Annotated in this window: 16 protein-coding genes; 3 read left to right on the top strand and 13 right to left on the bottom strand. The window is 69.8% G+C overall.

From position 1 onward, the window contains the following. Positions 1-78: 78 nt before the first annotated feature. On the bottom strand, positions 79-1,320 hold the full coding sequence (locus ACQCO7_RS15435) for a helix-turn-helix domain-containing protein (RefSeq protein WP_464072384.1): 1,242 nt from the start codon (positions 1,318-1,320) through the stop codon (positions 79-81). 377 nt (positions 1,321-1,697) lie between these two features. Continuing rightward, positions 1,698-2,033 carry a hypothetical protein gene (locus ACQCO7_RS15430; protein WP_464072383.1) on the bottom strand — a complete coding sequence of 112 codons (336 nt, stop codon included), beginning with the start codon at positions 2,031-2,033 and terminating at the stop codon, positions 1,698-1,700. A gap of 334 nt (positions 2,034-2,367) precedes the next feature. Between ACQCO7_RS15430 and ACQCO7_RS15425 the strand changes: the two genes are divergently transcribed. After that, complete coding sequence (locus tag ACQCO7_RS15425; protein ID WP_010350209.1) at positions 2,368-2,895, top strand: universal stress protein; 528 nt, start codon at positions 2,368-2,370, stop codon at positions 2,893-2,895. A gap of 165 nt (positions 2,896-3,060) precedes the next feature. Then, entirely contained in the window at positions 3,061-3,636 is a 576-nt protein-coding gene (locus ACQCO7_RS15420; RefSeq protein ID WP_464072382.1) for a GPR1/FUN34/YaaH family transporter, read from the top strand. A gap of 183 nt (positions 3,637-3,819) precedes the next feature. Here ACQCO7_RS15420 and glmS read toward each other — a convergent pair whose 3' ends face one another. Continuing rightward, on the bottom strand, positions 3,820-5,637 hold the full coding sequence (gene glmS / locus ACQCO7_RS15415) for a glutamine--fructose-6-phosphate transaminase (isomerizing) (RefSeq protein ID WP_464072381.1): 1,818 nt from the start codon (positions 5,635-5,637) through the stop codon (positions 3,820-3,822). A 41-nt stretch (positions 5,638-5,678) separates the two neighbouring features. Further along, positions 5,679-5,936: a hypothetical protein gene (locus ACQCO7_RS15410; RefSeq protein ID WP_464072380.1), complete on the bottom strand. Its 258-nt coding sequence runs from the start codon at positions 5,934-5,936 to the stop codon at positions 5,679-5,681. 199 nt (positions 5,937-6,135) lie between these two features. Here ACQCO7_RS15410 and ACQCO7_RS15405 point away from each other — a divergent pair, with 199 nt between their 5' ends. Beyond that, positions 6,136-7,701 carry a purple acid phosphatase family protein gene (locus ACQCO7_RS15405; RefSeq protein ID WP_464072379.1) on the top strand — a complete coding sequence of 522 codons (1,566 nt, stop codon included), beginning with the start codon at positions 6,136-6,138 and terminating at the stop codon, positions 7,699-7,701. A gap of 77 nt (positions 7,702-7,778) precedes the next feature. Here the strand turns inward: ACQCO7_RS15405 and ACQCO7_RS15400 are convergent, their stop codons facing one another. From ACQCO7_RS15400 to ACQCO7_RS15360, 9 genes are all read right to left on the bottom strand, one after another. Beyond that, positions 7,779-8,651, bottom strand: coding sequence for a DUF4429 domain-containing protein (locus tag ACQCO7_RS15400; protein ID WP_464072378.1), 873 nt, complete (start codon positions 8,649-8,651; stop codon positions 7,779-7,781). Between the two features lie 68 nt (positions 8,652-8,719). Beyond that, on the bottom strand, positions 8,720-10,489 hold the full coding sequence (locus tag ACQCO7_RS15395; RefSeq protein WP_464072377.1) for an IucA/IucC family protein: 1,770 nt from the start codon (positions 10,487-10,489) through the stop codon (positions 8,720-8,722). Continuing rightward, positions 10,486-11,052, bottom strand: coding sequence for a GNAT family N-acetyltransferase (locus ACQCO7_RS15390; protein ID WP_464077209.1), 567 nt, complete (start codon positions 11,050-11,052; stop codon positions 10,486-10,488). The genes ACQCO7_RS15395 and ACQCO7_RS15390 overlap by 4 nt, the downstream gene beginning before the upstream one ends. A 68-nt stretch (positions 11,053-11,120) precedes the next feature. Next, the gene (locus ACQCO7_RS15385; protein ID WP_464072376.1) at positions 11,121-12,389 is read right to left on the bottom strand and encodes a lysine N(6)-hydroxylase/L-ornithine N(5)-oxygenase family protein; all 1,269 of its coding nucleotides are present in this window, start codon (positions 12,387-12,389) and stop codon (positions 11,121-11,123) included. Then, positions 12,373-13,815: a lysine decarboxylase DesA gene (desA, locus tag ACQCO7_RS15380; protein WP_464072375.1), complete on the bottom strand. Its 1,443-nt coding sequence runs from the start codon at positions 13,813-13,815 to the stop codon at positions 12,373-12,375. Before desA ends, ACQCO7_RS15385 begins: the two co-directional genes overlap by 17 nt. Positions 13,816-13,882: 67 nt before the next feature. Continuing rightward, a complete protein-coding gene (locus tag ACQCO7_RS15375) occupies positions 13,883-14,935 on the bottom strand; it encodes an ABC transporter substrate-binding protein (protein WP_464072374.1) in 1,053 nt (350 codons plus the stop codon). A gap of 134 nt (positions 14,936-15,069) precedes the next feature. Continuing rightward, positions 15,070-16,230, bottom strand: coding sequence for an acyl-CoA dehydrogenase family protein (locus ACQCO7_RS15370; protein ID WP_464072373.1), 1,161 nt, complete (start codon positions 16,228-16,230; stop codon positions 15,070-15,072). Next, on the bottom strand, positions 16,230-17,180 hold the full coding sequence (locus ACQCO7_RS15365; protein ID WP_464072372.1) for a hydroxymethylglutaryl-CoA lyase: 951 nt from the start codon (positions 17,178-17,180) through the stop codon (positions 16,230-16,232). Before ACQCO7_RS15365 ends, ACQCO7_RS15370 begins: the two co-directional genes overlap by 1 nt. Beyond that, entirely contained in the window at positions 17,173-19,137 is a 1,965-nt protein-coding gene (locus tag ACQCO7_RS15360; protein WP_464072371.1) for an acetyl/propionyl/methylcrotonyl-CoA carboxylase subunit alpha, read from the bottom strand. Before ACQCO7_RS15360 ends, ACQCO7_RS15365 begins: the two co-directional genes overlap by 8 nt. Positions 19,138-19,176 lie beyond the last annotated feature (39 nt).

Genomic DNA, 19,176 nt, shown 5'->3' with positions numbered 1-19,176 from the left:
ACACGGCACCGCAGACGTCCGGCCCGGAAGGGCTACCCCCTCCGGGCCGGACGTCGGCCGGTCGACCGATCGGTATGGTCAGCCTCCGCTGCGCTGCCCCGGCAGGGCCGCGCGGGCGCCGGCGTACGGGTCCCGGTCGCGGTCGCGGGAGACCGCGTGGTCCGGGGAGAGCCCGGACGCGGAGGAGCCGACGGACGCCGTACGGCGGGCCTGGAGCGGGACCGGCGCCTCGGAGTGCATCCCCGGGGACGGCGGACCCAGCGGGGCCGGTGTCGGATCACTGTCCAACTGGCGCTCGCTCTGCGGCCGGCGGGCCCGGTACGCGGCCCGGTAGGCGGCCGGCGACGACCCGAGCTGCCGGCGGAAGTGCCCGCGCAGCGCCACCGGCGAGCGGAAGCCGCAGCGCCCCGCGACCTCGTCCACCGAGTAGTCGGACGTCTCCAGCAGCCGCTGTGCCTGGAGCACCCGCTGGGTGATCAGCCACTGGAGCGGCGCACTGCCGGTCAGCGAGCGGAACCGGCGGTCGAACGTGCGCCGGCTCATGTACGCGCGCGCGGCGAGCGTCTCCACGTCGAACTGTTCGTGGAGGTGTTCCAGCGCCCAGGAGACGACCTCGGCGAGCGGGTCGGCCCCGATCTCCTCTGGTAAAGAGCGGTCGAGGTAGCGCTCCTGACCGCCCGAGCGGCGCGGCGGGACGACAAGCCGGCGGGCCAGCGCGCCGGCCGCCTCGTTGCCGTGGTCCGTGCGCACGATGTGCAGGCACAGGTCGATCCCGGCCGCCGTACCGGCGGACGTGAGGACGTCGCCGTCGTCGACGAACAGCTCTCTCGGATCGACGTGCACTGACGGATAACGTTTCGCCAGGGTCGGCGCGTACATCCAGTGAGTGGTCGCCGGGCGGCCGTCCAGCAGCCCCGCGGCTGCCAGCACGAAGGCGCCCGTGCAGAGCCCGACGATGCGGGCCCCCTCCTCGTGTGCCCGGCGCAGCGCGTCGAGCGCCTCCTCGGGCGGTGGCGCGGTGATCGAGCGCCAGGCCGGTACGACGACCGTCCCGGCGCGGGAGATCGCCTCCAGGCCGTGTGGCGCGGTGAGTTCCAGGCCCCCTGTGGTCCGCAGCGGGCCGTCCTCACCGGCGCACACCAGCAAGCGGTAGCGCGGTACGCCGGCGTCCTGGCGGTCGATGCCGAACACCGACAGCGGTATGGAACTCTCGAATATGGGGCCGCCGCTGAACAGCAGCACCGCGACGATCTCCTTGCGGCGGCGCCCGGAAAGCTTCCGGGCAGCGGTTTCCGGCGCGGCAGTGGAGTCGTGGCTCATCCTGCTAAGCCCCCCTCGGTGGTCGCGGCTCCTCGGTTGTGTCGCTCCTGCACGTTTCCCCTCGGTCCTGCACGAGTCCCCCGCCGTAGACAGTCAAGATCGAATCTACTGTGTCGCGTCGCGCCGCGGTGGCCAGTTCTCCACCCGGCGCATTGTCGACATGGCAACTTGGCGTGAAGCATTCGATCACGAAGCGTTGCACTACGAGGACGTGCAGGGAAGTGCGCCTCGTGGCAGTGGCTAATCTGCGTAGGGTGCAGGGGGGCCCTGAGACCCTTTCCGTGCAGGTCAAACGGGGGGTGGGGGGTGTTCGGACCAGCTGATGCACAGGTGCGGGAAGTTGGCTGAAAAGCGATGTGGTTGTGCGCGGAAACCGGTCAGCCGACCGGTGAGCCTCCTCCGGTGTGACGTCCGCCTCGGTGCGCGCCCGTGCCCGCACGCGCGGGGCGCCTGTGGTGGTGCGGGTGCGGCGCGTGTTCCTCGGCGAGTACGCGCGCCTCGCAGCGCTCCGACTGCCGCAGCAGTACCCGGCACACGGCGGTCACGGCGGCCAGCCCCAGCGCGGTGCCGGCGGTGCCGCCGAGCGAGGTGCCGTACCAAAGGAGTACTACGGGTACGAGCAGACAGGAGAAGACCGCCCAGCGGATGAGATCGGTCGTCCGGTCCTCGGGGGACCCCGGGGGTCCCTCGGAGGTACTACGGGGTACGGGCACGGTGGGCTTCCTGTCTCCCGGAGGCGGTCGGCGGGGTGGTCGGGGGTGCGGTCGGGCACCGGGTTCAACGCCCGTTCGACCGGTCGGTCACTCGGGCGCGGGTGCCGCGTCAGCGAATCCTGTGCAAACCGCCTGCACGGGGCAGCAACCATTGCGTTACGGGCGCCACCTCGTGCATGCTCCCTGGAACCCCCACCGGTAGGGCACGGGATATGGGCTGAGGAGGCGTGCCGCCGTACCCTTGGGGGTATGGGGTTGGGAAGATGATTCCCGGACAACAGCTCCGCCGCTCCTGTCGCCCTCCCAACACAAGGATCGATTCGCCGAGACAGCCATGGCCGGTCACGAATTCTTCGAACCCGCAGACCGCAAGCGGCCCGTCGCCGACCCAACGGCGGCCGAGCCCCTGGCGGCGGAAGACGCACGCCCCCTCTGCGATCCCGCCTTCAAGCACGGCGTGGTCGTCGGCTTCGACGGCTCCACGTCGAGCGAGCGGGCCCTCGCGTACGCCATCGGCATGGCCCACCGCTCCGGCTCGGGTCTGATCATCGTCCACGTCGCCAACCGGCTGCCCACGACCGTGTGGGCGGGCTGCGAGCCCCCGGTCTTCGTCGACGTCCCGGACCACCGCACGGAGGTCCTCGGCCTCGAACTCGCCTGTGCGGAGTACCTGTCCGAGGTGCCGTGGATCCTCGTCGAGCGCGGCGGCGACATCTGCCACGAACTCGAAGAGGTGGGGCGGGAGTACGAGGCGGACGCGATCGTCGTCGGCTCCACGCACGGCATCGTGGGCCGGATCTTCGGCTCCGTCGCGGGGCGGCTCGCGAAGCGCGCGCAGCGGCCCGTGGTCGTCATCCCGTAGTGGTCGTCATCCCGTAGTACCCGTAAGCCTTTTGAGGGACGGGTGACTGCTGAGGTCAGGCTTTTGCGCGGGCGTGAACCTACCGACGCGTAGAGGTGTTCGTGCCTTGGTGAAGGGCATATATCGCACACCGCACAACTGCACATGCTTGAAGGGAGCCCCGCCGTGGCCAACGACGTCCCTGCGGGAATCACAGGCACCTCAACGATCGCCGGCCGACTCGCCCTCGCCGTCACCCTGTTGGCCTTCGGGCTCGGGTACGCCGATGTCATCGACGGGGTCTCGGCGGCCGACGCCGTCTCCGTCGCCCACTACGTCGGCGGAGTCACCCTCTTCGTCGCCGGACTCTTCGCCTTCCGGGACCACGACACCCTGAACGGGACCGGGTTCGTGGCCGTCGGGGCGTTCTGGTTCACCTGGGCCGTGTCCGCCGGGAACCAGGTCTCCGACAACGCGGCCGGGTTGTTCCTGCTGCTGTTCGCGCTCATCGCCCTGTCCCTCACCGTCTCCGGCGGGGACCAACTCGCCCAGGGGACCTACGGGTTGTTCCTCGTCGCGCTGGTCCTGACGGCCGTCGCGCGGCTGTGGGGCCCCGACTCCCTGGCCAAGGTGGGCGGTTGGTTCGCCGTCGCGGCGGGCGCGGTCGCCTGGTACGCGGCGACAGCGGCCCTGGCCCACTGGCCCACCGCCCTGCCCCGACGTGGACGCGCTGCCGGCCGGGGGGTGACGGCCACCGGCTGAATGGCAGCCGCAGCCGGGGAGTTGGGCGTCCCCGGCACCGATGAACGGACCCTCTGCGAAGGTGGCATCGTAGAGGGTCCGTTCCTGCCTTCGCGCCTAAACCGGCGCCGCTCTCGCGGAGTTGGTTGCTCGCCGCGGGGGTTCCTCAATTATCGCTTCGGTGGTCGGGTGGTGAGAAAATCTCTACTCGACCGTCACCGACTTCGCCAGGTTCCTCGGCTTGTCGATGTCGCGGCCCAGGGCCTTCGCCGTGTAGTACGCGAGGAGTTGGAGCGGGATGCCCATCAGGATCGGGTCCAGCTCGTCCTCGTTCTTCGGGACGACGATCGTGCGGTCGGCCTTCTCCTGCTCGCGGTGGGCGACGGCGACGATCCGGCCGCTGCGGGCCTTGATCTCCTCCAGCGCGGCGCGGTTCTTCTCCAGCAGGTCGTCGTCGGGGACGATGGCGACCGTCGGCAGGGCGGGCTCGATGAGGGCGAGGGGGCCGTGCTTCAACTCCGAGGCGGGGTACGCCTCGGCGTGGATGTAGGAGACCTCCTTGAGCTTCAGGGACGCCTCACGGGCGACGGGGTAGCCCCGCACGCGCCCGATGAACAGCATCGAGCGAGCCTCCGCCAACTCGGCCGCCAGCTTCTCGTACTCGGCCTCGTTCGCCATGATCTCCGCGATCTGGCCCGGGAGTTTGCGCAGCCCCTCGATGATCCGCTTGCCGTCGCGCACCGAGAGGTCGCGCGTACGGCCCAGGTGCAGGGCCAGCAGCGCGAACGCCACCGTCGTATTGGTGAAGCACTTGGTGGAGACGACGCAGACCTCGGGACCCGCGTGCACGTAGATGCCGCCGTCCGCCTCGCGGGCGATCGCCGAGCCGACGACGTTGACGACGCCGAGGACGCGCGCGCCCTTGCGCTTCAGCTCCTGGACGGCCGCGAGGACGTCGTACGTCTCACCGGACTGGGAGACGGCGATGTACAGGGTGTCGGGGTCGACGACGGCGTTGCGGTAGCGGAACTCGGAGGCGGGCTCGGCGTCGGCGGGGATGCGGGCCAGCTCCTCGATCATCTGGGCGCCGATCATGCCCGCGTGGTACGAGGTGCCGCAGCCGAGGATCTTCACGCGCCGGATCTGCCGGGCCTCGCGCGCGTCGAGGTTGAGGCCGCCGAGGTGGACGGTGGAGAAGCGGTCGTCGATCCGGCCGCGCAGGACGCGGTCCACGGCGTCCGCCTGCTCGTGGATCTCCTTGTGCATGTAGGTGTCGTGGCCACCCATGTCGTAGGAGGCGGCCTCCCACTCGACGGTCGTCGGCTCCGAAGTGGTACGGGTCCCCTCCGTGGTGTACGTACGGAAGTCGTCCGCCTTCAGCGTGGCCATCTCGCCGTCGTCCAGCGTTACCACCTGACGGGTATGCGCGACCAGCGCGGCGATGTCCGAGGCGACGAACATCTCCTTCTCGCCGATGCCGAGGACGACCGGGGAGCCGTTGCGGGCGACGACGATGCGGTCGGGGAACTCGGCGTGCATGACGGCGATGCCGTACGTGCCCTCGACGAGGCGCAGCGCGTCGCGGACCTTGTCCTCCAGCTTCTCGGCCTGCGAGCGGGCGATCAGGTGGGTGAGGACCTCGGTGTCGGTCTCGGAGAGGAACTCGATGCCGTCCGCCTCCAGCTTGCGCCGCAGGTCGGAGGCGTTGTCGATGATCCCGTTGTGGACGACGGCAACCTTCAGGTCGGCCGACAGGTGCGGGTGCGCGTTCAGGTCGGAGGGGGCGCCGTGGGTGGCCCAGCGGGTGTGCGCGATGCCGGTCGTGCCCTTGAAGCGCGCCGGGACCTTCGCCTCCAGGTCACGGACGCGGCCCTTGGCCTTGACGACCTTCAGACCGGCCGACTTCGGGGAGGACACGACGATGCCCGCCGAGTCGTACCCCCGGTACTCCAGACGCTGGAGACCCTCAAGGAGAAGGGGTGCCACATCACGCTTGCCGATGTATCCGACAATTCCGCACATACGTAAAAGGTCCTCATGGTCCGAGTCACTCCTGGGAGTGACTACCCGTAGACGATCCGCCGGAGCTGCCGGAGCGAGAGCTCCGGCGGGGCGACCGCCCTGTACTTCAGTTCCGCCTCGATCCGCTCGAAGATCTCCGCGTTCACCAGACCCTGCGTCTGGAGCTCCCGGTGGCGGCGGCGGACGTAGTCCTCCGTCGTCTCGTCGAAGTAGGCGAGCACGTCCTGGATCACCCGCAGCGCCTCGCCCCGCTGGAGGGGCGTGGACCGCATCAGATGATCAACGAGTTCGTCGTGCACCCGGTAGATCCTGAGGGACAAGGGCGTCTTTCGCAAGAAATCTGCCCGCTATCGGGCACGCCCCTGCGGGAAACCCGGGAGGGAAACTCTTGGGGTGGTGTTGAAGGTCTCATGAGCCCTTGTTCGTACATCGTCCATTCGGCGTCTTGTCGGGCGTCGTCCGGAACGACCAATTTCAGACCTCATGGACACTCCACGCATGGGCGTACCCGAGCAGCTCGCCGCCCGTATGACGATGGCGGAGCAGCACGAGTACCTGCGCGCCAAGTTCTCCCGCCGGTCGATGGTCAGAGGCGGCGCCGTGACCCTCGGCGCCGTCGCCGGCGGCGTCTTCGTGCCGGGCGCCACCGCCCAGGCCGCACCCCGCACACCGGCCGCGCGGCCGGCCGCCGAGAAGGTCGACGGCTCCCTCGTCGCCCCCTTCGGCCGCCACCTCGCCTACGGCAACGACCCCCGCACCGAGATCACCGTCTCCTGGCAGGTCCCGGTCGCCGTCAAGAAGCCGTACATCCGCATCGGCGCCCACCCCTGGGACCTCTCCCGCAAGATCGAGGCCGAGGTCCGCACGCTCTTCACGCCGGCCGGCGTCGGCGCGAGCGGCAACCACACCCAGTACTACCTGCACGCCAAGCTGACCCACCTGCGCCCCGGCAAGACGTACTACTACGGCGTCGGCCACGCCGGCTTCGACCCGGCCGCGCCCCATCTCCTGGGCACGCTCGGCACGTTCACCACCGCGCCCGCGCACAAGGCGCCGTTCACCTTCACCGCGTTCGGCGACGAGGGCGTCAGCTACCACGGCCTCGCCAACAACTCCCTTCTCCTGGGCCAGAATCCGGCCTTCCACCTGCACGCGGGCGACATCGCGTACGCCGACCCGACCGGCGCCGGCAAGACCGGGGACACCGGCTTCGACTCGCGCGTGTGGGACCAGTTCCTCGCGCAGACCGAGTCGGTCGCCAAGTCCGTTCCGTGGATGCCGGCTTACGGCAACCACGACATGGAGGCCTGGTACTCGCCCAACGGTTACGGCGGCGAGGAGGCCCGCTGGAACCTCCCCGACAACGGCCCCGACAAGAAGAACCTGCCGGGCGTCTACACCTTCACCTACGGCAACACGGCGATCATCTCCCTGGACGCCAACGACATTTCGTTCGAGATCCCCGCCAACCTCGGTATCTCCGGGGGGACTCAGACCAAATGGTTGGAGGCGCAGCTCAAGAAGTACCGCGCCGCGAAGGACATCGACTTCGTCGTCGTCTTCTTCCACCACTGCGCCTACTGCACCTCCACCGCGCACGCCTCCGAGGGCGGGGTCCGGCAGGAGTGGGTGCCGCTGTTCGAGAAGTACACGGTGGACCTGGTCATCAACGGCCACAACCACCAGTACGAGCGCACCGACGTCATCAAGAAGGGCGCGGTCACCAAGAAGCTCCCGATCGGCGGTACGGCGTACCCCGAGACCGACGGCGTCGTCTACGTCACGGCGGGCGCGGCGGGCCGCAGCCTGTACGCGTTCACCGCGCCGCTGTCGTACGAGGGCCACGAGAACGAGGTCGACTCCGTCGCCTCCTTCATCAACACCAAGGACGGCAAGGTGAACGAGACGGTCACCTGGTCGCGCGTGCGCTACCTCGACTACTCGTTCCTGCGCGTCGACGTCACCCCGGCCGCCAAGGGCCGTACGGCGACGCTGACCGTGCGCGGTATCGCCGAGACCGGCGAGCAGGTCGACCACTTCACGGTGGCGCGGCGCGCGAAGTGAGCGTGTTCAGCAAGTAGGCCCGGAAGGCAGGGTGTTACTTCTGAACGAGCTGCGGGCTGTCCTCAACGCCGTTGGTGTCAAAGGCGTTTGAGGACGGCCTGTTTGGCCATCGTGAACTCGTCGTCCGTCAGCACCCCGTCCCGGTGCAGCTCCCCGAGTTCGCGCAGCCGCCGCAGCAGCGCGTCGTGGTCATCTCCGCTGGCTGGTACGGGAGTCGGCTCGACGGCCGGTACGGCGGTGCCGGGAGCCGCCGCCGGATGCGGGAGCCGGGCCTGGACCGCCGCCGCGACCAGCGCCATCAGCGGGTCCTTCTTGAACCCCCACAGCTCCACCGAGTTGGGGTCGTACTTCGGCGGCGCCTTCGTGGCCGCGCCCCGGACCGTGAAGCGCAGATGCCCGTTCTCCAGCCCGGCGGCCGGCAGCCACTCCACGCCGAGGATGTCGCCGATCGCCAACTGCCGTGCTCCGGCGGCCGACTTGGCGTCCTCGGTCTTCCAGTTCCACTCCAGCCGCACGGTGTCCCCGTCGAAGCTCGCGCTGCCGTCCCCGGCGGACACCGAGAGCGGTACGGCGGGCCCCGCCAGCAGGAACGCGTCCACCGGGGTGCCCGGCACCTGCTCCAGGAGCAGCGCGCCCCGCACCTCGTCCACCAGGTACTCGGCGACGCCGTAGCGGTCGGACTCGACGACGAGTTGATAGGGGTCGTGGGGTTCGGTGAGCCGCCCCGCGGTGGCCAGCAGCAGGGGGTCGGCGCCGTCGCGCAGGCGCAGTCTCAACCGGCCGTTCTTCTTGCCCTGTTCGAAGGAGACACCGGCCAACGCCTCCAGGGGGACGGTGAGTTCACCCAGTTCCTTGCGGAGCGGGCTCACGTTCTTGTCGTGTCCCGGCGTCAGCCTCAGCCGGTCGCCGTCGAAGATCCAGGTGCCGTCCTTCTGGATGATTTCCGCCATGCCATGATTGTCCACCAGAAGGCGACGGGCGCCCCCGAGGACCGTACTCGGAGGCGCCCGTCTCTTGATCAGTACCCCGCGACGGGGTTCCTCAGGGTGCCGATCAGCTGGAGGGCGCCCGCCGGGTCGGCCAGGTCGACCATCTGCTCGTTGTCGCGCAGCTGGAGCCGGTTGAGGCAGGAGCGCGCGAACTCGGGGGCGAACAGGTCGTACTGCCGGAATTTCTCGGCGAGTTCGGGGTGCGCCTCCTGGTAGGAGCGGGTCGTCTCCGCGACCGTCCGCCAGAACTCGCCCTCGGTGAGGACGCCTTCGGCGGCGAGGTCGGAGGCGAGGAAGCGGAAGAAGCAGTCGTAGACGTCCGTGAAGAGCGACAGCAGCTTCTTGTCCTCGGGGACCTCGACGGCGATCCGCCGGACCTCGGGCGGCAGTACCGCGTCCGGGTCCATGACGGCGATCTCCTCGGCGATGTCCTTGTAGATTGCCCGCCGTACGACGCCGTCCTTCAGCACCAGGATCGTGTTCTCGCCGTGCGGCATGAACACCAGGCCGTAGGCGTAGAAGGAGTGCAGCAGCGGCGTGTAGTAGGCGTCCAGGTAGCGCCTCAGCCACGCGGCGGGTGGCAGGCCCGACCGCTCGATCAACTCGGCGGCCAGCGACCGGCCTTCGTGGTCCACATGGATCAACGAGGCCATCGTGGCGAGCTGTTCGCCCTCCCGGAGCGCGGAGACGGGGCTCTCCCGCCAGAGCGCGGCGAGCATCTTGCGGTACGGCGAGTAGCGATCCGTCGCCGCCTCGTACTCCAGGTGGCGGTAGCCGACGGCGGCGCGCTCCCGGATGATCGACAGGCCGGACTCCTTCAACACCGGGTCGTTGTCGATCAGCCCGGCCAGCCAGTCGTTGATGGCCGGGGTCGCCTCCATGTACGCGGCCGAAAGCCCGCGCATGAAGCCCATGTTGAGGACCGACAGCGCCGTCTTGACGTAGTGCTTCTCGGGGTGGGAGCTGTTGAAGAAGGTGCGGATCGACTGCTGGGCCAGGTACGCGTCGTCGCCCTCGCCGAGCGGTACGAGCGTCCCGCGCGCGACCTCCGCCGCGAACGTCACCGCGAGCTTGTTCCACCACTGCCACGGGTGGACCGGGACGAGGAGGAACTCGGCGGGGTCGTGGCCGAGTTCACGCAGGCGTGCCTCGAACCGGTCGACGGTCTCCGCGCCCAACTCCCGCCGTACGAACGACTCGTACTCGATGCCGGCGCCCGCCGTGAACGCGGCGCGCGAGCGGTGCGCGGCGAGCCAGACCAGGCGGACCGGGCTCGCGGTCTCCGGGGCGTACGCGAGGTAGTCGTGGACGCCGAAGCCGAGCCGGCCGTTGTTGGCGACGAAGCAGGGGTGGCCCTCGGTCATGCCGGTCTCGATCGCCTGGAAACCGGCGTCGATCAGTTCGGCGGAGGTGAGTTGGGGCTTCGTGAGCTTGTAGCAGGTGCCGGAGAGGGTGGAGGAGATCTCCTCCAGGTAGACGGGCAGGACCTTGTCGCCGAGGCCGAGCGTGTCCTTCAGCTCGATGAAGAAGTCCAGGGCGGCCAGAGGGAGTCGGGCCTCGTCGCGGGTGCGGGTGATCGAGTCCGCGTCGATCTGCCAGTGGTCGAGGGCGCGGCGGACGGCCGTGAAGCGGTAGGTGGTCCGGCCGTCGTCGCTGCGGACCGTGTAACTGCCGTCCCGCTCCTCGGGGTCGAGGAGGCGCTCGTGCGCGAACTCGGCGAGGGCCTTGCGGATCAGCCGGCGGTTGGCCTTCTCCCAGCGGTCGGGGGAGAGGTGGGCCACGGAGTCGGCGAGGCTCATGCGGTCACCGCCGCCGCGCGCTTCGCGAGGAACTGGTCGCGGGTGCAGAAACTCAGCAACGCTGTCTTCTCCGGCTTCTGGATCTCGCGTTCGGCGACGAATCCGACGGCTTCGTTCAGGGCGTGGACGGCGGTGTTGGACACGTCCGGCTCGACGACGACCCGCTCGACGGCCGGGTCCGCGAAGAGGTGGGCCATGACGGCGGTGATGACGGCCAGGGTGAAGCCGCTGCGGGGGGTGTCGGTCGCCGGGGTGAGGAAGTGCATGCCGACGTCGCCGGGCAACGGGTCGTACAGGCCCGGCAGTTCGCGGTGGACGGGGTCGTAGCGCTCCATCACGAAGGCGGGGACGCCGTGCTCCAGGCCGAGGAACGCCTGCTGGTGCTCGTCGGCGGCCACGGCCATGTAGGCGCGCTCGATGTCTTCCAGTCTGGCGTCCAGCATCATCCAGTAGGCCGCCTTGGGGTGGGTCAGCCAGGAGTGCAGGAACTCGGAGTCGGTGAGGGGGTCGACCGGGCGGAAGGTGAAGTCCTCGGGTACTACCCGGGTAGTACCGCCGCTCATGCTGCTGATGCCGCTCCTGTCGCTCCTGTCGCTCCTGTCGCTCCTGTCGCTCCTGTCGCTCCTGTCGCTCATGCCGCGAACTCCTGGAACGCGATGGCCTTCTCCACCGGGTAGTACTCCCGGCCCAGCAGCTCCGCGATGATGCAGCTGTTGCGGTACGCCCCCATCCCCAGGTCGGGGGAGGTGACGCTGTGCGTGTGCACGCCCGCGTTCTGGAGGAAGACGCCCCGGCCGGTCGTGTCGATCGCGTAGTTGCGGGCGATGTCGAAGTTGCCGTGGGAGTCGTAGACCAGCCGGTCGCGGACCGGCGCGAGGAACTCCGGCTCGGTGTAGGCGTACCCGGTCGCGAGGACCAGGCCCTCGGTCGTCAGCTCGAAGTCCTTGCCCTGCTCCTCCTGGCGGAAGCCCAGGGTGTAGCTGCCGCTGTCGTAAGCAGCGCTGTTCAGCGAGGAGTTGGTGAGCAGCCGGGTGGGGACGGGGCCGCCGAGGTTCTTCCGGTAGAGCAGGTCGAAGATCTGGTCGATCAGCTCGCCGTCGATGCCCTTGAACAGCCCCTTCTGCTGGGACGCGAGTCGGTAGCGGGTGGCCTCGGGCAGCGCGCGGAAGTAGTCGATGTACTCCGGAGAGGTCAACTCCAGCGTCAGCTTGGTGTATTCGAGGGGGAAGAAGCGCGGCGAGCGCGTCACCCAGTTCAGCCGGTAGCCGTGGACGTCGATCTCGCTCAGGAGGTCGTAGTAGATCTCGGCGGCGGACTGGCCCGAGCCGACCAGCGTGATCGACTCCTTCTTCACCAGCTCCGAACGGCTCTGCACATACCGCGAGTTGTGGAGGAAGTCGCCGCCGAGCCCCTGCACGGCGGGCGGGTGGTACGGCTGGGTGCCGGTGCCCAGGACCAGTTTCCGGGCGCGGTAGGTGTCACCGGCGGTGGTTCTCACGACGTACACCTCGTCGTCGTACGTGACCTCCTCGACCGTCGTCGAGAAGCGCACGCCGGTCAGCCTGTTCGCGGCCCAGCGGCAGTAGTCGTCGTACTCCACCCGCAGCGGATAGAAGTTCTCGCGGATGTAGAACGGGTACAACCGGCCTTTCTCCTTCAGGTAGTTGAGGAAGGAGTAGGGCGAGGTGGGGTCGGCGAGGGTGACCAGGTCCGACAGGAACGGGGTCTGGAGGTGGGCGCCGTCGAGGAACATGCCCGCGTGCCACGCGAAGTCGGGCTTCGACTCCAGGAAGACACCGTCGAGTTCGGCGATCGGCTCGGTCAGGCAGGCGAGGCCGAGGTTGAAGGGGCCGAGGCCGATCCCCACGAAGTCGTACGGGGTGTCAGGACGCGCGGTCAAGGGGCTCTCCCAGGTACTGCTCGGCGTGGCCGGCGATCAGGTCGAGGACGGCGGCGATGTCGTCCACCGTGGTCTCGGGGTTGAGCAGGGTGAACTTCAGGTAGTGGCGGTTGCCGACCTTCGTGCCCGCGACGACCGCGGCACCGGACGCGAACAGGGCCTCTCGGGCGTACAGGTTGGCGCGGTCGATCTCCGAGGGGTCGGTGACCGCCGCCGGGATGCAGCGGAAGACCAGCGTGGACAGCGACGGCTCGACGACGACGTCGAAACGCGGGTCGGCTGCGAGGAGTTGCCAGCCCTCGACGGCCAAGTCGCAGACCTCGTCGAAGAGTTCACCGATGCCGTCCGAGCCCATCGTGCGCAGCGTCATCCACAGCTTGAGCGCGTCGAAGCGGCGGGTCGTCTGGAGGGACTTGTCGACCTGGTTCGGGATGCGCTCCCGCACCATCCGGCGCGGGTTCAAGTACTCGGCGTGGTAGGTCGCGTGGCGCAGGGTCGCCGCGTCGCGGACCAGGACGGCGGACGAACTCACCGGCTGGAAGAAGGACTTGTGGTAGTCGACGGTGACGGAGTCGGCGCGCTCGATGCCGTCGATGCGGTGGCGGTACTTGCGGCTTGCGAGCAGGCCGCAGCCGTACGCCGCGTCCACGTGCAGCCACGTCCCGTACTGGGCGCAGAGTTCGGCGATCTCGGGGAGCGGGTCGATGGAGCCGAAGTCGGTGGTGCCGGCGGTGGCGACGACGGCCATCGGGGTCAGGCCGGCGGCTGCGCAGCGCTCCAACTCCCGTGCCAGGGCCACCGTTTGCATCCGTTTGTCGTGGTCGACGGGGATCGGGACGACCGAATCGGCGGACAGGCCCAGGAGTTTGGCGGACTTCTGCACGCTGAAGTGGCTGACCTCGGAGGCGAAGACGCGCAGTTTCGCCAGGGAGTCGGTCTTGGCCTCCTCGCGGGCCAGCAGCAGCGCCTGGAGGTTGGACTGGGTGCCGCCGGAGGTGAAGACGCCGTCCGCCGACGGGCCGAGGCCGATGCGTCCGGTCGTCCAGTCGATCAGTTTCCGCTCGATCAGCGTGCCGCCCGCCGACTGGTCCCACGTGTCCAGCGAGGAGTTGACCGCGCTCAGGACCGCCTCGCCGAGCACCGCCGGTATGACGACCGGGCAGTTGAGGTGGGCGAGGTAGCGGGGGTGGTGGAAGTAGACCGCGTCCCGGAGGTACACCTCCTCCAGCTCGTCGAGGACCGCCGTCGTGTCGTACAGCGGCCTGTCGAGGTCGATCCGCTCGATGCGGGCGGCGAGGGCGTCGGCCGTGACGCCGGTGAACGGACGGTCGGTGGCGGCGAGTCTGGCGGCCACCCGCGCCACTCCGTCGGTCACGGAGCGGCGGTACCGCTCCGCGGTCGTGTCGTTGAGCAGGTGCGAGCGCATGCGGGGTCCTCCGGGGGAAGGGGACGGCGGCGGCGTGGGGGGAACGGGGTGATCGGTCACACGGGGGTCAGGTGACCTTCTTGGCCTTCTCGATGGCCGCCGCGAGGTTCTCCAGCAGCGGCGCGCACTTGTCGTACGACAGAATCGGCTCGGGTGAACGCGCGATGACCTGGCCGGCCTTGACGGCGGGGAGCTTCTTCCAGGTGTCCTTCGTGATCGCCGAGGGCTGGATCGCGGAGGTGCGGTCGTCCATCAGGATCAGGTCCGCCGGGTACTTGTCGACGTTCTCCCAGCTCAGCGGCTCGAACCAGCCGCCGCTCGCCTTGAGCGTGTCGGCCGGGGGCTCCACGAAGGTGACGCCGAGGGCCTTGAAGTACTCCAGGTCGATGGAGAGGTCGCTGCCGGAGACGTAGAACAGCTCGGCGCTCGCGGAACCGGCGAGGACCCTGATGCCGGGCTTCGCCTTCGCGGCGGCGCGCAGCCGGCTCGCCGCGTCCTCGAACCGCTTCCTCGCGGCGGTCACCTTCGCGGCCGTCATGTCCGCGCCGAGCGACTCGGCCAGCTCCCACATGCGCTCCAGCGGCGCGGTGAGCTGGCGGTCGTACACCGAAAGGCCCACGCTGGGCGCCAACTTGGCGATCTTGTCCTTGGACGCCTCGGGGACGTACCAGAGGGTGCCGGCCGTGTCGAACATCGTGGAGACGAGGACGTCCGGCGCGAGGGCGGCGTACTTCTCGACGTTGAACTCGTCCCACACGTTGCCGAGGATCTCGACCTTCGAGACGTCCATGTCGCCGGCCTGGACGTCGGCCTTGCCGGCGGGCGTCTTCGTCGGGCCGAAGACGCCCTTGACCTGGATGCCGTAGTCGTACAGCGCGGCGCCGACGCCGGTGAAGGCGACGATCGTCGAGGGGGTCCTGTCGAGCTTCACGGTCGTACCGCGGTCGTCCTTGAACGTCCACGGGCCCGGCTTGGCGGTGTTCGCGCTCGCCGACGCGTCGGAACCACCGCTTTTCGCGTCGTCGTCCCCGCAGGCGGCGAGGGCGGCACCGAGGCCGAGGGCCCCGCCGGCGGCCAGGACGCCGCGGCGGGTGAGGTGGGTGGTTCTGGCGTTGGGCATGGGGGAGGCTGCTTTCGGACGTGCGGGATCACCGCCGGGACAGATCGAAGATAGGTTAGCCTAGCCTCAGTCGATCTTCCCGGGGGTGGTCGCCTTGGATCGAAAGCTATGTGCGGCCTATGAGGTGCGAGATATCAGCCCACGAGGCCCAACTCCCTTGCGATCAACATCCGTTGCACCTCGCTCGTGCCCTCCCCGATCTCCAGGATCTTCGAGTCGCGCCACATTCTGGCCACCGGGTACTCGTTCATGAAGCCGTAGCCGCCGTGGATCTGCGTCGCGTCGCGCGCGTTGTCGACCGCGACCGTCGAGGAGTGCAGCTTGGCCAGCGCCGCCTCCTTCTTGAAGGGTTCACCGGCGACCAGCCGCGCCGCCGCGTCCCGCCACGCCAGGCGCGCGGTGTACGCCTTCAGCTCCATGTCGGCGATCTTGAACTGGATGGCCTGGTTCGCGCCGATCGGGCGGCCGAACGCCTCGCGCTCCTTCGCGTACTTCACCGACTCGTCCACGCAGCCCTGCGCGAGACCCGTCCCCAGCGCGGCGATCGCGATCCGGCCCTCGTCCAGGATGCGCAGGAACTGGGCGTAGCCGCGGCCGAGTTCACCGAGGAGGTTCGCGGCGGGGACGCGCACGTCCGCGAAGGAGAGCTCGTGGGTGTCGGAGGCGTTCCAGCCGACCTTCGAGTAGGGGGCCGCGACCGTGAACCCCGGTGTCCCCGACGGGACGATGATCGACGAGATCAGCGGCCTGCCGTCCGGCTTGCGGCCGGTGACCGCCGTCACGGTCACCAACCCCGTGATGTCCGTACCCGAGTTGGTGATGAAGCACTTCGTGCCGTTGATGACCCATTCGTCCGTCTCCGGGTCGAGGCGGGCCGTCGTCCGCGTCGCGCCCGCGTCGCTGCCGCCGTCCGGCTCCGTCAGGCCGAAGGCGCCGAGGAGTTCGCCCGCGCACAGGCGCGGGAGCCACTCGCGCTTCTGCTCGTCCGTGCCGAACAGGTGGATCGGCATCGCGCCCAGCGAGACGCCCGCCTCCAGGGTGATCGCCACCGACGAGTCGACGCGGGCCAGTTCCTCCAGCGCGACGCCCAGTGCGAGGTAGTCGCCGCCCATCCCGCCGTACTCCTCCGGGAACGGGAGGCCGAACAGGCCCATGCGGCCCATCTCGCGGACGATCTCGTACGGGAACTCGTGCCGTTCGTAGAAGTCGCCGATCTTGGGGGCCACGACGTCGTGCGCGAACTCCTCGACCGTGCGGCGGAGTTCTTCCAGCTCGGGGGAGAGGCGGTAGTCCATCACTGTTCCTTGTGGGAGAGTTCCTCGCGGGCGAGGGCGCGGACGGTTCGGGACGGGCTCGGGCGGCCCAGGTGACCGGCCAACCATGCGCTTGTGGCGACGAGTTGACCGAGGTCGGTGCCCGTGTCGATGCCGAGGCCCTGGAGCATCCACACGAGGTCCTCGGTGGCGAGGTTGCCGGTGGCCGACTTGGCGAACGGGCAGCCGCCGAGGCCCCCTGCGGAGGCGTCGACCGTGGTGACGCCGTGCTGGAGGGCGGCGAGGGTGTTGGCGAGGGCCTGGCCGTAGGTGTCGTGGAAGTGGACGGCCAGGGCGGAGGTGGGGACTTGAGCCTCGCCGAGCGCTGTGAGGAGGGCTTTCACATGGCCCGGGGTCGCCACGCCGATCGTGTCGCCGAGGCTCAACTCGTCGCAGCCCATGGTGTGCAGGGCCTTGGCGACCTTGACGACCTGGGGGATCGGGACCGGGCCCTCCCAGGGGTCGCCGAAGCACATCGAGAGGTAGCCGCGGACGTGGGCTTCGTGTTCCTTCGCGCGCGTGACCACCGGTTCGAACATCTTCAGGGACTCGTCGACCGTGCGGTTCAGGTTGGCCTTGGCGAAGGACTCCGTGGCGCTGGCGAAGACGGCGATCCGGGTGGCGCCGAGGGCGAGGGCCCGGTCCAGGCCACGGTCGTTGGGAACCAACACCGGGAGATCCACAGGGAGTTGGCTGATCTGCGGGAACAGGGCCTCGGCGTCCGCCAGTTGGGGGACCCACTTGGGGTGGACGAAGCTCGTCGCCTCGATGGTGGTGAGGCCGGCGGCGGCCAGGCGGCGGATGAACTCCGCCTTGATCTCCGTGGGGACGGTCGTCTTCTCGTTCTGGAGGCCGTCCCTGGCGCCCACTTCGTGGATGCGTACGCGCGCGGGGAGGCCGTCGGCCGGGACGGTCATGGGGAGTTCAGGCATCGTGGGCCTCCTGGGGAGGGGCGCCGGTCGGGTCGTTCGGGCCGTTCGGCTCGTTCGGTGTGACGACCGCCAGGACCTGGTCCATGGCGACCGTCGTGCCCGGGGTGACGTCGAGTTCGGTGACCGTGCCCGCGTGCGGGGCCGTGATGACGTGCTCCATCTTCATCGCCTCGACGACCAACAGGCTCTGGCCCGCGGTGACTTCGTCGCCGGGTGCGACCTTGACGACCGTGACCGTGCCGGGCATCGGGGCGGTGAGGGCGTCGGCGCCCGCGCGCGTGGTGGCCGTCAGGGAGGCGGCGACCGGGTCGTGGTCGCGGACCTGCCAGGCGTCGCCGTCGCGGCCCAGCCAGTCGCCGCTGTGGTGGAACGCGTGGCGGACTCCGTCCAGGGTCACCGAGACCTGGTCGTCCCCCACCGCCGCCGTTCCGCGCATCACGTGAGTGACGGGTTCGTGTCCCGTCACCCGCATCGGGAACGAGGCCGGCTTCTCCTCGCCGCCCAGCCGCCAGCCGCTCGGTACGGAGAAGGGGTCCACCCACCCCTGCCGGGCCGGCCGGAGCGCTTCCAGCCGTACGGCCGCCGCCGCCTCGTACACCTCCTCCGGCACGGCGTCGCAGACCAGGTCCCCCGCGACGCGCTCGACGAGCCCCGTGTCCAGCTCGCCCGCGACGACCGCCGGGTGGGCCAGGAGCGCGCGCAGGAACCCCGCGTTGGTCTGCACCCCCAGGGTGACCGTCTCCGCGAGGGCGCCCCGGAGCCTGCGCAGGGCCGTCTCGCGGTCCGGCCCGTACGCGATGACCTTCGCGAGCATCGGGTCGTACAGGCTGCCGACCTCGGTGCCCTCGCTGAGCCCGGAGTCGGTGCGGATGCCGTCGCCCCGGGGCTCGCGGAGCCGCAGGACCGTCCCGCCGGTCGGGAGGAACCCGCGCGCGGGGTCCTCGGCGCAGAGGCGGGCCTCCACCGCGTGGCCCTTGAGAGTGACGTCGTCCTGCGTGAAGGGGAGCTTCTCGCCTGCGGCGACCCTCAGCTGCCACTCCACCAGGTCGATGCCGGTGACGAGTTCGGTGACCGGATGCTCCACCTGGAGGCGGGTGTTCATCTCCATGAAGCAGTACTGCGTCGCGTCACCCCCGGGGACGATGAACTCGACCGTCCCCGCGCCGACGTACCCGCACGAGCGCGCCGCCTGCACCGCCGCCTCGCCCATCGCCGCGCGCGCGGACGCGTCGAGGAAGACCGACGGGGCCTCCTCGATCACCTTCTGGTGGCGCCGCTGGAGGGAGCACTCGCGCTCGCCCAGGTGGACGACGTTCCCGTGGCCGTCGGCCAGGACCTGGATCTCGATGTGCCGGGGGCGGTCGATCCAGCGCTCGACCAGGAGCGTGTCGTCGCCGAAGGAGGCGAGGGCCTCGCGGCGCGCGGCGGCGATCTCGTCGTCCAGCGCGGCCATGTCGCGCACCAAGCGCATGCCCTTGCCGCCGCCGCCCGCGCTGGGCTTGAGCAGGACGGGAGCGCCCAACGCGCGGGCCGCCTCGGCGAGTTCGGGGTCACGCCCGCCCGGGACGACGGGGACGCCGGCCGCCTCCACCGTCTCCTTGGCGCGGATCTTGTCGCCCATCAGGGCGATCGCCTCGGCGGGCGGGCCGATGAAGACGAGCCCCGCCTCGGCGCAGGCGCGCGCGAAGGAGGCGTTCTCCGCGAGGAAGCCGTACCCGGGGTGGACCGCCTGCGCGCCCGTGCGGGCGGCGGCCTCCAGGATGCGCTCCACCGACAGATAGCTCTCCGACGCGGGCGCCGGGCCGATCCGTACGGCTGTGTCGGCCTCGCGGACGTGCCGCGCGTCCGCGTCGGCGTCCGAGTACACGGCGACGGAACGCACCCCCAGCGCGCGGAGCGTGCGGATGACGCGGACGGCGATCTCGCCCCGGTTAGCGACCAGAACGGTCCCCATCATGAAGAACCCTCTTTCCACGAGATCACCGCAACCACCTCT

It is taken from the genome of Streptomyces saintjeani (assembly GCF_055409605.1).
Note: the sequence above shows the minus strand (reverse complement) of the source record. Positions and strands in the feature narration are given on the sequence as shown.